Below are 12,652 nucleotides of genomic sequence, written 5' to 3'. Positions count from 1 at the left end.
CCGGGCCCTGCCACGTTATCGACCGGTGCCGATACCGGCCGTGCGGTGTTCAGACCGCGATGTCGCGGCGGGTGAACGCGCCCAGGCCGAGGGCGACCAGCACGACCGGAACGGCGACGAGCACGGCGGCGTAGGCGGGGTCGAAGCCGTTGACCAGCGGGTTCGGGTCGAACCCGTAGTAGAACGGCGAGAGGAACCGCATCCACTCCAGCTCCTCGACCTGCAGGGCGAAAGTGTTGCCGAGGTAGCCGATCGCCGCGAGCAGGACCGCGCCGCCCAGGGCGTAGGACCGACGGCCGGTGGCCGCGCCGACGGCCAGCGCGACCGAGCCGTAGACGAGCGCGATCAGCACCGTCGTGGCGGTCGCCGCGAACAGGTGGTAGGGCCCGATACCGAGGTCGAGAAGGGGTTCGAGCAGGAGGAGGGTCGCCAGGGCGGCCAGCCCGATGACGGCCAGGGCGACCACGACCGCGGCGAACCGCTGCAGCAGCACGCTCACCCGGCCGACCGGGTGGGCCAGGACCAGTTCCAGCTTGCCCTCCTCCTCGTCGGCGGCGATGGCCCGGGTGCCGAACGCGATGGCGGCGATCACCATCAGCAGGGGCGCGAGCAGCCCGAAGACCGTGGCGTTGAGGTAGCCGGCAGGGGAGGACATGTCCTCCCAGCCCATGGCCCGGGCGACCTCGGGCATGGCCTCGACGTAGGCGTCCATCAGCTCGGCCGAGTCCGCCATGGCCGGCCAGAAGGCGCTGTACATGGCGGTGACCGCCGCGACCGCGACGGCCCAGGCGATGATCGACCGCCGCATGTCCTGAAGGAACTTGCCGAAGACGTTACGCATCAGCATCCCGCTGTGTCCCCTCCTCACCCGTGCCGTTGTCGTAGTGGGTGAAGAACAGCCGTTCCAGGTCCGGTTCCTCGCTGTTCAGCATCAGCACGGTGTGTCGGGCGGCGAGCTTGATCAGCGCGTCCGGGCTGCCGTGCACGACGCAGGTGAGCGTGTCGCCGTGCACCGCCAGGTCCTGGACGTCGGCCTCGTCGCCGAACCGCTCCACCTCGTCCGCGGACGGTTCCTCGGCGAAGCGGATGGTGAACTCGCGGGCCACCCGGTCGCGCAGTTCCTCCATGTTCTCGGTGGCCGCGATGCGTCCGTCGCGGATGATGGCGGCGCGGTCGGAGACCGCCTGCACCTCGGAGAGCACGTGCGAGGACATGAAGACCGTGCGGCCCTCGGAGCGGGTCTCGCGGACCAGCGCCAGGAATTCCTGCTGCAGCAGCGGGTCCAGCCCGCTGGTGGGCTCGTCCAGGATGAGCAGCGCGGGATCGTGCATGAACGCCTGCACCAGACCGACCTTCTGCTTGTTCCCCTTGGACAGGCCGCGGACGGGCCTGTCCAGGTCCAGCTTGAAGCGCTCGGCCAGTGCGCCGATGCGGGAGGGGTGCACGCCGCCGCGCAGGTTCCCGTAGTAGGTCAGCAGTTCGCGGGCAGAGCGTCGGGTGCTCATGGCCAGCTCACCGGGCAGGTAGCCGATGTCGGCGCGGAGCCCGGCCCCGGCGGTGCGCGGGTCGTGCCCGAGCAGGGTCACCTCGCCGCCGTCGCGCCGGATCAGGTCGAGCAGGATGCGGATGGCGGTCGTCTTCCCGGCCCCGTTCGGGCCGAGAAAGCCGAAGATCTCGCCCTGGCGCACGTCGAGGTCCACGCCCGCCAGCGCCCGGGTGCGGCCGTAGCTCTTCGTCAGGCCCCTGGCCGAGATCACGGTCCTGCGGTGTGCGGTCATGGGGGTCCGTTTCGATTCATGAGATTCACAAATTTCAGTGGTTTTCGAATCCAGTGAAAATCGTTCCCGATCCGGGCGGGTGGTCCCGCCGGCTTCACGCGTTCTTAACGCCCTCCGGCGCTTCCGCCGACGCCTCCCTTCCCTGACGCCCGTCGCCGCACCGCGCCGAGGGAGCGCTATTTCCCCTGTGTGGTGGTTCGACCTGTCGATTCACCTACCCGTAACACGCGGGTCCATCTCTTCATATACGCGCAATACCGCCTGCCGCACGGAGAAACACGCTGGCAGGAGGGTTACGTCCCGACGAAGATCCCCGCCGGGCCCGACGACGTGCTCGCCCTCCATCTCCTCGGATCTCCGCATCGCACACCCCCCACCTCGTTTTTCTCGGAGGCGACATGATCGACAGCGGCAACACCGCGTGGTTGCTCGTCAGCGCCGCGCTGGTGATGTTGATGACACCGGGCCTGGCCTTCTTCTACGGAGGCATGTCCCGCGCCAAGAGCGTGCTGAACATGATGCTGATGAGCTTCGCCAGCATCGCCATCGTCAGCGTCCTGTGGGTGGTCGTCGGATACTCGCTGACCTACGGCGGCGGTGCCGGACCGCTCACCCCCTTCATCGGCGGACTGGAGTACGCCGGGCTCAACAGCCTCGTCGGCGAGGTCGCCGACGACGGCCACCCCGAGCTCGTCGACGTCGGATTCCAGATGATGTTCGCCGTCATCACCGTGGCCCTCATCAGCGGCGCGATCGCCGACCGCGCCAAGTTCGGGGCCTGGCTCGTGTTCGTCCCGGTCTGGTCGCTGCTGGTCTACTTCCCCGTCGCCCACTGGGTGTGGGGCGGCGGCTGGTTCGAGTCGCTCAGCATCGGCGGCGCCGAGGTCATCGACTTCGCCGGCGGCACCGCCGTGCACATCAACGCCGGTGCGGCCGCGCTCGCCCTGACCTTCGTGCTGGGCCGGCGCAAGGGCTTCGGGTCCACCGAGATGCGCCCGCACAACCTGCCCTTCGTCCTGCTCGGCGCCGCCCTGCTGTGGTTCGGCTGGTTCGGATTCAACGCGGGCTCGGCCTACGCCGCCGATGAGGTCGCCGCGCTCGCACTGGTCAACACCCAGGTCGCCACCGCCGCGGCGGTGGGCGCGTGGATGCTCGTGGAGCTGCTGCGCTACGGCAAGACCACCGCCCTGGGCTTCGCCTCCGGCGCCATCGCCGGCCTGGTGGCCATCACCCCGGCCGCCGCCAACCTCACCCCGCTCGGCGCCATCGCCCTGGGGCTCGTCGCCGGTGGCGTGTGCGCCTACGCGATCAGCTGGAAGTACCGCTTCAAGTACGACGACGCCCTGGACGTGGTCGGCGTCCACCTGGTCGGCGGCATCATCGGCTCGCTCCTGATCGGCCTGTTCGCCTCCTCGATCACCGGTGACGGCGAGCCCAACGGCCTCTTCGGTCCGCTGCTCGCCGGGCAGGGCTTCATCGACACCTCCGGGCTGGCCCTCCTGGCAGTCCAGGTCATCGCGGTCGTCGCGGTCCTCATCTACTCCTTCGTTGTGACCTACGTCATCGGCAAGGTCATCGACCTGGCCATGGGCTTCCGGATCGCCGAGCACATCGAGACCAACGGCCTGGACCACGAGCTGCACGCCGAGAGCGCCTACGCCTTCGACGAGCTCGACGAGCTCGAAGGCGGAGACAAGCTCTCCTCGCCGACGCCTCCGGGCGAGGAGGTGACCTTGCGGTAGGTCCTCCGGTGTGCTCAGCGCTGAGCACACCCCGAGCACCGCGGTTCGCCGCAAGGTGGAAGACGCCGGACCGGTGGGGGAACGCCCTCGCCGGTCCTGGTGTGTGTCGGGCGGTTCCGCGCCCTGTAGGCCACGTGTGACCGGATAAGGCCACGTGGCCGATGTGGTATGTGAGTGCGGCTACGATTCGTAGGCGGAACCCGTCCACTTCGTGATCTTCTCTGTGCCAGGAGGAGCTGAGGGGTTCGATACGCTTGGCAGGCGACGGGGGCACCGCGCCGATCATGTCAGGGATGATCTCCCCACCGCGCGCGGAGGAACCCTTGGGCGCCCCCGTGTCCACCCGGAACCGTGACCGTGCTCCCGCGCGTCCGAAGATCCGAACACAGCACAGCCCGAACGATCCCGTGTACCCCGTTGCCGTGGGGGACTGGAGGCAAGATGGCGCCGGTCAATCTCAACAGACGCCGATCGAGCGGACCCCTCAGGGTCGCGGTCGTGACGGCCGCGCTCGCACTCGGTGCGTCGGGCTGCGCGATCGACCTGAGCGGGTTGCGCCCCGGCGGCGATGAGGAGCCGTCGCCGTCGCCCACCCCCGTCGACGCCAAACCGGTGCTCGACGCCGCGGTCAAGGCGCTCGGCGAGATGCCGGCCGTGGCCGTGCAGGGCCAGGTCGCCCCGTCCGGCGAGGACCAGGGCGCCGTCAACGAGGTCGCGCTCACCGTTACCGGCTCCGGCGCCGTCTCCGGCACGGTCCAGGAGAACGAGAACGAAGCCCAGGTGATGGAGGCCGACGACAAGCTCTTCATCAACGCCCCGGCGGAGTATTGGCTGGACCAGGACGTCGCCAACCCCGACTCCGACAAGTACGCCGGCAGCTGGGTGCGGGTTTCGGGTGGCCAGCTCGGCATGGACCCCTCCGAGGTGCTCGCCCCCGGGAAGCTGGCCGGGATCCTCGGCGGGCTCGCCCCGGCCGAGGACACCGCGACCCTGGAGAACCTCGACGGGACCTCCGCCTACCGGGTGGACCTCGACGGCGGGGAGAAGAACCGCGTCTGGATCAGCGAGGAGGAGCCCTACCGGCTGCTCCGTATGGAGATCGAGGAGCTCAACCCGGAGGACGGCGACGGCGGCCCGCGCACCCGGCTGAACTTCGCCGAGCCGGAGAGCGCCGACGTGGACAAGGTCTACGACGACCTCATCGCCGCGGCCGAGGACGACCTGACCGGATCGCGCGATGCCCGCGTCCCGGTGGCCTGGGAGAGCCAGCTCAAGCTCGACTGCGCGACCGGCGGCAAGTGCACGGTCAGCGGCACCGTCAAGGACGACTCCTCCGGCGGGGACGAGGCCGAGGGCACCGTCCTGGTCCGGCTGGACGCCACGCTTGAGAACGACGAGCTGGGCGAGAAGAAGTGCGACGACACCGCCTCGCTGAAGGCCGGGTCCACCGCCAAGGTCTCCTGCAGCGTCGACTACGCGCTGGGCGCCAGCTCCACCCCGAAGTCCTACGAGGTCACCGGCCAGGGCCTGCTGTCCACCCGCGGCCTGAGCGGCAAGCAGAAGGACGAGCTGGTCACGTCGCTCAAGGAGCAGAAGAAGACGGCCCAGGAGGGCGGCGGCGAGCAGTCGGACGACTCCGAGGACGCGGCCGACGACTGACGGCCGCGGCACGGCTCCGCGGCGCGGGGGCGGATCCGGGCGGCGGCGCCGGCCCGCGGGTCCGCCCCCGCGCCGTGTCCGGGGCGTCTCCGCCCCGCCTCCGGGCGCACAGGGGCGCACCGGCAGGTAACCTAGGAAGCCAATCCCGAGACGAAGGACTGGCCAGACTCGTGTTCGAGACGCTTTCCGACCGGTTGACATCGGTCTTCTCCTCGCTGCGCGGCAAGGGCCGGCTGTCCGAGGAGGACATCAACGCCACCGCGCGCGAGATCCGTCTCGCGCTCCTGGAAGCCGACGTGGCGCTGCCCGTCGTCCGCGAGTTCATCGGACAAGTCAAGGAACGCGCCCGCGGCGAAGAGGTCTCCAAGGCGCTGAACCCGGCGCAGCAGGTCATCAAGATCGTCAACGAGGAGCTCATCCAGATCCTCGGTGGCGAGACCCGCGAGATCCGGTTCGCCAAGAACCCGCCGACCGTCATCATGCTGGCGGGTCTGCAAGGTGCGGGTAAGACCACGCTCGCCGGCAAGCTCGCCAAGTGGCTGGCGGCACAGCGCAACACCCCGCTGCTGGTCGCGGCGGACCTGCAGCGCCCCAACGCCGTCACCCAGCTGCAGGTGGTCGGTGAGCGCGCGGCCGTCCCGGTCTTCGCCCCCGAGCCCGGCAACGGCGTCGGCGACCCGGTCGCGGTCGCGCGGGCGTCGGTCGAGCACGCCGAGCGCAACAACCACAACGTCGTCATCATCGACACCGCGGGCCGCCTGGGCATCGACAGCGAGATGATGCAGCAGGCCGCCGACATCCGCGACGCGGTGAAGCCGGACGAGATCCTGTTCGTCGTCGACGCGATGATCGGCCAGGACGCGGTCAACACCGCGCAGGCGTTCCTCGACGGCGTCGGCTACGACGCGGTGGCCCTCACCAAGCTCGACGGCGACGCGCGCGGCGGTGCCGCGCTGTCCATCCGGCACATCACCGGTCGGCCGATCATGTTCGCCTCCACCGGTGAGAAGCTGGAGGACTTCGACCTCTTCCACCCGGACCGGATGGCCGGACGCATCCTCGACATGGGTGACGTGCTCACCCTCATCGAGCAGGCGCAGCGGACGTTCGAGGAGTCCGAGGTCGAGAAGATGGCCAGCACGCTGGCCTCCGACGAGGACTTCACCCTCGATGACTTCCTGCAGCAGATGGCGATGGTCCGCAAGCTGGGGCCGATCAGCAACCTGCTCGGCATGATGCCCGGCATGGGGCAGATGCGTGACCAGATCAGCAACGTCGACGAGAAGGACCTGGACCGGATCGCCGCCATCATCCGGTCGATGACGCCGGCCGAGCGTGCCAACCCGAAGATCATCAACGGGTCGCGGCGGCTGCGCATCGCCAACGGTTCGGGCACGCAGGTCAGCGACGTCAACGGCCTGGTGACGCGGTTCTTCGACGCGCAGAAGATGATGCGCCAGGTGAAGAACGGCGGAATGCCGGGCATGCCCGGAATGCCGGGCATGCCGGGCGGCGGCAAGAAGAAGGCCAAGGCCCAGGCCAAGAAGGCGAAGAAGGGCAAGCAGCGCAGCGGCAACCCGCTCAAGGCCAAGGAGCAGGAGGCGCAGAAGGCGGCCGAGCGCCGGAAGCGCCGTGAGGAGGGCGGCGTCCCGGACCAGCCGCCGCAGCTGCCCCCGGGCCTCGGCGGCGGCGCGCCGCTCCCGCCCGGCCTCGGCGGGGGGAAGATGCCCGACCTGTCGGGCTTCAAGCTGCCCGAGAAGTAGCGGCGCTCGCGCGAGCGCCCGCGGGGGGTGCCATCCGGGACGACCGGGTGGCACCCCCCGCGTTTTTTCGCGGCGGCGCCGTCGGGCCTGCCCGAGGCCGGGGCGGCCGACGTGATCTCCCGCTCATCGGCGCGGAAAGGCGGGCCGCGGGTACCGCTACCGGGGCCGTCCCGGGGCGCCGTATCCGGTACGGACGCGCCGAGGAACGTGCGGACGCGCACGCGCGGCCGCTGGCATCTGGCACAATTGAGTGTTGACTAACGGCGTATCGGACCGGCCCTCTACTTGTCCGTACGCCCACGTCCTCGCTCCGGTGGCGTGTCGCAACCCCACGTGGCGCCGAACTGGGCATACCAACCGTAATCAGGAGAAGACCGCTCCGTGGCTGTCAAGATCAAGCTCAAGCGACTTGGGAACATCCGCAACCCCAAGTACCGCATCGTTGTCGCCGACGCGCGCACCAAGCGCGACGGCAAGGCCATCGAGGAGATCGGCCTCTACCACCCGAAGGAAGAGCCGAGCCGCATCGAGGTGAACTCCGAGCGGGCGAAGCACTGGCTGTCCGTGGGAGCCCAGCCCACCGGCCCGGTGAAGACGCTGCTGCTGCGCACCGGCATCTGGCAGGAGTTCAAGGGCCTGCCCGCGCCGCAGAACCCGCTCAAGGTGGCCGAGCCGCGCGACAAGGAGGCCGAGGAGGCCGCCTTCCAGGCCGTCCTCAAGGAGCTCGTCCTGCCCGGTGACGAGGCCAAGGGCAAGGGTAAGAAGGCGGACAAGAAGGCCGACAAGGCTGAGAAGGCCGAGAAGGCCGAGAAGGCCGAGAAGGCCGAGAAGGCTGAGAAGTCGGAGAAGGCCGAGGAGAAGACCGCCGAGGCCGCGGAGAAGTCCGAGGGCGAGGCCTGACGTGCTGGAAGAGGCGCTTGAGCACCTGGTCAGGGGGATCGTTGAGAACTCTGACGATGTCCAGGTGAGAGCTCGCAGGCTCCGCAAGGGCAAGGTGCTCGAAGTCCGGGTCCACCCCGATGACCTCGGGAAGGTGATCGGCCGCAACGGCCGCACCGCCAAGGCGCTGCGTACCGTCGTCGGCTCGCTCGCCGGCGGGCGGTACGTCCGCGTCGACCTGCTGGACCTGCACGAAGTGCGCTGAATCGCGCGCTAGGGCGCCGACCGATCACGGATGGGTCGGCGCCCTAACGTCATGCCCGTGTCCCGTTTCCTCTGCGAGGTGCGGGCACCCGTTCCAAGGAGAAGGATGCGTCTCGTCGTCGGCCGGATCGGCCGGGCGCACGGTATCCGCGGCGATGTCGCGGTGGACGTGCGCACCGATGATCCGGCGGAGCGCTTCGCCGCCGGTGTGAAGCTGCTGACCGACCCGGATGCGGCCGGGCCGCTCACCATCAGGTCGGTCCGCACACACTCGGGCCGACTCCTCGTGCGCTTCGAGGGGATCGCCGACCGCAACGCGGCCGAGGAGCTGCGCGGCGTGGCCCTGCTGGTCGACTCCGAGGACATCCCGCCCCTGGACGACCCGGACGAGTTCCACGACCACGAGCTCATCGGGCTGCGCGTCGTCACCGCCGAGGGCGGCGATGTGGGTGTCGTCGACGACATCCTGCACAACGCCCAGGACGTCCTGGTGATCAAGGACGCAGCCGGTGAGGAGGTGCTCGTGCCGTTCGTCCGCGAGCTCGTTCCCGAGGTCGACACCGGAGCCGGCCGCCTGGTGATCGACCCGCCACCCGGCCTGCTGGACCTCGGCCACTGAACACCGGCCCCGCCGGGCCCGCGCTCATTCGACGCGGGCACCCACCGGGGCCGCGGCCACGGAAAGGCCGTACTCGGATATGCGCATCGACATCATCACCATCTTCCCCGACTACTTCGGTCCGCTGGAGCTGTCGCTGATCGGCAAGGCGCGGGCGTCGGGCATCCTCGACGTGCGCCTGCACGACCTGCGCTCGTGGACCCACGACCGGCACAACACCGTCGACGACACCCCCTACGGGGGTGGACCGGGCATGGTCATGAAGCCCGAGCCGTGGGGCGAGGCCCTGGACGCCGTGACCGCGGACCCGCCGGGCGGCGCGGGGCAGGCCGGTGCCGCCCCGGCGGTGCCGCGGCTGATCCTGCCCACCCCCAGCGGTGTCCCGTTCACCCAGGCGCACGCCGACCGGTTGGCCGCAGAGCCGTGGCTGGTCTTCGCGTGCGGCCGCTACGAGGGCATCGACTCGCGCGTCGCCCGGGACGCGGCCCAGCGGATGCCGGTGGAGGAGCTGAGTATCGGCGACTACGTTCTGGCGGGCGGGGAGTCGGCGACCCTGGTGATGGTGGAGACCGTCTCCCGGCTGCTGCCCGGCGTGCTGGGCAACCGCGACTCGGTCGACCAGGACTCGTTCGCGACCGGCGAGATGCAGCACCTGGTCGAGGGGCCGGTGTACACCAAGCCGGCGGTCTGGCGCGGGCACGAGGTCCCGCCGGTCCTCCTGTCCGGAAACCACGGCGCCGTCGACCGCTGGCGGCGCGACGAGTCGCTGCGCAAAACCGCGCGCAACCGCCCGGACCTGCTGGAGCGCATGCCCGCCGAACGGCTTGACCGGCACGACCGGGAGGTCCTGGAGGAGGCTCGGGTACAGACCGGGGCCGAATCTATGGCAGACTAGACGAGTTGCCCCTGCCGATGAACATCGTCCGCGTGCCGTCATCGCCGTTGGTACCGGCGCGAACGGCTGCGGATGAGCCGCCAGAGGCACACGTTTTCGACCCGAGCAGCAGATCCGCCCGCGCGAACCGCCATGTCCGTCGCCGCGGCGCGCAATCGATGAGGAACCGCTGAGATGCACACCGCTATTCAGGAGCTTGAGAAGGCGCAGCTGCGCTCCGACGTCCCCGACTTCCGCCCGGGTGACACGCTCAACGTTCACGTTCGGGTCACGGAGGGCAACCGCTCCCGGATCCAGGTCTTCAAGGGTGTCGTCATCCGGCGGCAGGGCTCCGGGAACCGCGAGACCTTCACGGTCCGCAAGATCAGTTACAGCGTCGGCGTGGAGCGGACCTTCCCGATCCACACCCCGGCGATCGAGAAGATCGAGGTCGTCTCCCGTGGCCGCGTCCGCCGCGCCAAGCTGTACTACCTGCGCGACCTGCGCGGCAAGGCCGCCCGCATCCGCGAGCGCCGCGAGCCGTCCGGCCGCTAGGGCGTGGTCGGCCGATCATTCCCGGCTCGCGGCCACCGGAACGACGCTCGCTGCGCCGCTCCACTCGTGAAGCCGACCTGGATCGACCTGGATCGACTTGGTGAAGCGGCGTGCGAGTGCCGCCCCTGAGGGCCGCTCGCTCACCGGAAAGCATCGGCCGAACACACCCTAGGACCGCTGCGGCCGAACGCGGCCCGTCTTTACCGACGTCCGGCAGCGGGCTCGGCTAGGCTTCGTTGCCGATGAGCAACGAGGAATCGCAGACGCGACCGGCCGGGAGGCCCGGCGCCGACACCACTCGGTGCGAGCCGGGCGGCCCGTCCGATGAATCTGGCTCCCCCATGCCCGTGCGTGGGGGAGCCAGAGTCGTATGCGGAGACACCGCCGTGGAGGAGACCCCAGGCCCCGGCCGCAGGAGCGGTCGGCACGAATGGAGAGCGCTGGCACGACCATGAACGCCAAGAACGAGGGCTCGGGGGAGAAGCAGGGTTCCTTCTGGAAGGAACTGCCGATCCTCATCGTGATCGCGCTGGTCCTGGCGTTCGTCATCAAGACGTGGGTCGTCCAGGCGTTCTACATCCCGTCGAAGTCGATGGAGCCGACGCTGCTCGTCGGCGACCGGGTACTGGTCAACAAGCTCGTCTACCAGGTGCGTGACATCGAGCGCGGCGACGTCGTGGTCTTCAACGGCTCCGGCTCCTGGGACGAAGGCGACACCGTGGTGGTCGAGGAACCGACCAACCCGGTCTCGAAGCTGTTCACCTGGGTGGGTCAGCAGCTGGGGGTGCAGCCCACCGGCAAGGACTACATCAAGCGCGTGATCGCGCTGCCCGGTGACACCGTCGCGTGCTGCGACGCGGACAACCGGGTCACCGTCAACGGGGTCCCGCTGGATGAGGAGGACTACCTCTTCCCGGGCAGCACCGCCACCGAGTCGGAGTTCGGCCCGGTGACCGTGCCCGAGGGGCGGGTGTGGCTGATGGGCGACCACCGCTCCATCTCGTACGACTCCCGGCTGCACCAGAACGACCCCGGGGAGGGGAGCGTCGCCGTCGACAGCGTGGTCGGGCGCGCCTTCGTGGTCATCTGGCCGCTGGACCGGATGGGTACCCTGCCGGTCCCCGACACCTTCGAGGAGCTCGACGAGGCGGACGAGGCCGGTGCGGACGGCGGGGACGCAGCGGGCGCGCGCGAGGTGGCGAGCGACCCCGCGGCCGCGGGTGCCCCCGTGGCCGCCGCCGCGCTCCCGTTCGCTCCGCTCGCGCTGGGAGCGGCCGCGGCCGTCCCCGTCCACCTGGCCGGGCGCCGCGTGCAGCGGGCGATCCGTCGACGGTTCCGAGGGTCACACGCCCAGGATTCCGGGGATTGATCGCGCGCGGTTGACATGTGCCGCATCATGGATTCAGTGGCGAAGTCGCATAGGCCCGCCGGTACTCAGCGGCGGAACGGTGCCACGGACACGTGTACAGCGATCGGGTCGAAGGGGGCCGGAGAACCGAACCGGGAGTGCACGACGAAAGCGAGCGCGAAATGAGTTCTGAGGACCTGGAGAAGTACGAGGCGGAGATGGAGCTGCAGCTCTATCGCGAGTACCGGGACGTCGTCGGTCTCTTCGGGTACGTGGTGGAGACCGAGCGCCGGTTCTACCTGACCAACCACGTCGACCTGCGGCCGCGCAGCACGGAGAACGGCGAGATGTACTTCGAGGTCACCATGGAGGACGCCTGGGTCTGGGACATGTACCGCCCGGCCAGGTTCGTCCGCAACGTGCGCGTGGTGACGTTCAAGGACGTCAACGTCGAGGAGATCACCAAGTCCGACCTCGAAGTCCCCGGGGCGGGCCACTCGGTCTAGGGCGTGGTCGGCGGATCGTTCTCGGCTCGCGGCCACCGGAACGGCGCTCGCTCACCGGAAAGCATCCGCCGACCACGCCCTCGGGGGAATCCCGAAGGGAGCTCCCGCTACCGGCGCCGGCCGCCCGACGCCTCCGCGGCGGACGGCCCCAGGCCACCGGCGATCGCATGACCGGCAACGCCGGCCATGCGATTCGTCTTTCTCGAAGGGTTGTCCACAGCCGGCGGATCGTCCTCGCATCGGTGGTGCGCAGCGCCGCACCCTGGGGCGTGGAGGTGATCGCCATGGCGGTCGACGTCGGGGGATGGGCCCGGCACCGGAGGACGCTCGGGCGGCGCGGGGAGGAGCTCGCCGCCGCCTATCTGGAACGCCGGGGGATACGCGTGCTGGCGCGCAACTGGCGGTGTCGTGAGGGTGAGATCGACATCGTCGCCCGCTGTGGTCGCACCCTCGTCGTCGTGGAGGTCAAGACCCGGGCCAGTGTGCGGTTCGGGTCGCCGCTGGAGGCGGTCGGCCACACCAAGCGCGAGCGGTTGCGCACCCTGGCCCGGCGGTGGGCGGCGGACAACACGGTCCCCGCCTCGCGCGTGCGGGTGGACGTCATCGCGGTCCTGGTCCACACCGACGGCCGCACCTACATCGGCCACCACCGGGCGGTGGCCTGA

Annotated in this window: 13 protein-coding genes; 11 read left to right on the top strand and 2 right to left on the bottom strand. The window is 69.9% G+C overall.

Going from position 1 to position 12,652, the window contains the following annotated elements:
* Window positions 1–49 precede the first annotated feature (49 nt).
* Together HNR23_RS15565 and HNR23_RS15560 are read right to left on the bottom strand one after the other, a co-directional pair.
* Window positions 50–847, bottom strand: a complete 798-nt coding sequence (locus HNR23_RS15565) for an ABC transporter permease (protein ID WP_184076271.1) — start codon at window positions 845–847, stop codon at window positions 50–52.
* Entirely contained in the window at window positions 834–1,778 is a 945-nt protein-coding gene (locus tag HNR23_RS15560; RefSeq protein ID WP_184076270.1) for an ABC transporter ATP-binding protein, read from the bottom strand. The genes HNR23_RS15565 and HNR23_RS15560 overlap by 14 nt, the downstream gene beginning before the upstream one ends.
* Window positions 1,779–2,176: 398 nt before the next feature.
* Between HNR23_RS15560 and HNR23_RS15555 the strand changes: the two genes are divergently transcribed.
* From HNR23_RS15555 to HNR23_RS15505, 11 genes are all read left to right on the top strand, one after another.
* Window positions 2,177–3,520: an ammonium transporter gene (locus HNR23_RS15555; RefSeq protein WP_184076269.1), complete on the top strand. Its 1,344-nt coding sequence runs from the start codon at window positions 2,177–2,179 to the stop codon at window positions 3,518–3,520.
* 498 nt (window positions 3,521–4,018) lie between these two features.
* Window positions 4,019–5,179, top strand: a complete 1,161-nt coding sequence (locus HNR23_RS15550; protein WP_343070575.1) for a LolA-like protein — start codon at window positions 4,019–4,021, stop codon at window positions 5,177–5,179.
* A gap of 170 nt (window positions 5,180–5,349) precedes the next feature.
* Window positions 5,350–6,942, top strand: a complete 1,593-nt coding sequence (ffh, locus tag HNR23_RS15545; protein ID WP_184076267.1) for a signal recognition particle protein — start codon at window positions 5,350–5,352, stop codon at window positions 6,940–6,942.
* A 381-nt stretch (window positions 6,943–7,323) separates the two neighbouring features.
* On the top strand, window positions 7,324–7,842 hold the full coding sequence (rpsP, locus tag HNR23_RS15540) for a 30S ribosomal protein S16 (protein ID WP_184076266.1): 519 nt from the start codon (window positions 7,324–7,326) through the stop codon (window positions 7,840–7,842).
* 1 nt (window position 7,843) lies between these two features.
* On the top strand, window positions 7,844–8,086 hold the full coding sequence (locus HNR23_RS15535) for an RNA-binding protein (RefSeq protein ID WP_184076265.1): 243 nt from the start codon (window positions 7,844–7,846) through the stop codon (window positions 8,084–8,086).
* A gap of 105 nt (window positions 8,087–8,191) precedes the next feature.
* Window positions 8,192–8,704 carry a ribosome maturation factor RimM gene (gene rimM / locus HNR23_RS15530; protein WP_184076264.1) on the top strand — a complete coding sequence of 171 codons (513 nt, stop codon included), beginning with the start codon at window positions 8,192–8,194 and terminating at the stop codon, window positions 8,702–8,704.
* Window positions 8,705–8,783: 79 nt separating this feature from the next.
* A complete protein-coding gene (gene trmD, locus HNR23_RS15525) occupies window positions 8,784–9,599 on the top strand; it encodes a tRNA (guanosine(37)-N1)-methyltransferase TrmD (protein ID WP_184076263.1) in 816 nt (271 codons plus the stop codon).
* Between the two features lie 174 nt (window positions 9,600–9,773).
* A complete protein-coding gene (rplS, locus tag HNR23_RS15520) occupies window positions 9,774–10,133 on the top strand; it encodes a 50S ribosomal protein L19 (RefSeq protein ID WP_184076262.1) in 360 nt (119 codons plus the stop codon).
* Between the two features lie 430 nt (window positions 10,134–10,563).
* Window positions 10,564–11,502 carry a signal peptidase I gene (gene lepB, locus HNR23_RS15515; protein ID WP_246421775.1) on the top strand — a complete coding sequence of 313 codons (939 nt, stop codon included), beginning with the start codon at window positions 10,564–10,566 and terminating at the stop codon, window positions 11,500–11,502.
* Between the two features lie 161 nt (window positions 11,503–11,663).
* Complete coding sequence (locus HNR23_RS15510; protein ID WP_184076261.1) at window positions 11,664–11,987, top strand: DUF2469 domain-containing protein; 324 nt, start codon at window positions 11,664–11,666, stop codon at window positions 11,985–11,987.
* A 284-nt stretch (window positions 11,988–12,271) separates the two neighbouring features.
* Complete coding sequence (locus tag HNR23_RS15505) at window positions 12,272–12,652, top strand: YraN family protein (protein WP_184080389.1); 381 nt, start codon at window positions 12,272–12,274, stop codon at window positions 12,650–12,652.

This window comes from Nocardiopsis mwathae (assembly GCF_014201195.1).
GTDB lineage: Bacteria > Actinomycetota > Actinomycetes > Streptosporangiales > Streptosporangiaceae > Nocardiopsis_C > Nocardiopsis_C mwathae.
Note: the sequence above shows the minus strand (reverse complement) of the source record. Positions and strands in the feature narration are given on the sequence as shown.

Excerpts from the sequence above, each read along its gene's own strand:
- HNR23_RS15565 (WP_184076271.1), bottom strand. The coding sequence starts at position 847 with ATGCTGATGCGTAACGTCTTCGGCAAGTTCCTTCAGGACATGCGGCGG.
- HNR23_RS15560 (WP_184076270.1), bottom strand. The coding sequence starts at position 1,778 with ATGACCGCACACCGCAGGACCGTGATCTCGGCCAGGGGCCTGACGAAG.
- HNR23_RS15555 (WP_184076269.1), top strand. The coding sequence starts at position 2,177 with ATGATCGACAGCGGCAACACCGCGTGGTTGCTCGTCAGCGCCGCGCTG.
- rimM (WP_184076264.1), top strand. The coding sequence starts at position 8,192 with ATGCGTCTCGTCGTCGGCCGGATCGGCCGGGCGCACGGTATCCGCGGC.
- trmD (WP_184076263.1), top strand. The coding sequence starts at position 8,784 with ATGCGCATCGACATCATCACCATCTTCCCCGACTACTTCGGTCCGCTG.
- rplS (WP_184076262.1), top strand. The coding sequence starts at position 9,774 with ATGCACACCGCTATTCAGGAGCTTGAGAAGGCGCAGCTGCGCTCCGAC.
- lepB (WP_246421775.1), top strand. The coding sequence starts at position 10,564 with ATGGAGAGCGCTGGCACGACCATGAACGCCAAGAACGAGGGCTCGGGG.
- HNR23_RS15510 (WP_184076261.1), top strand. The coding sequence starts at position 11,664 with ATGAGTTCTGAGGACCTGGAGAAGTACGAGGCGGAGATGGAGCTGCAG.
- HNR23_RS15505 (WP_184080389.1), top strand. The coding sequence starts at position 12,272 with ATGGCGGTCGACGTCGGGGGATGGGCCCGGCACCGGAGGACGCTCGGG.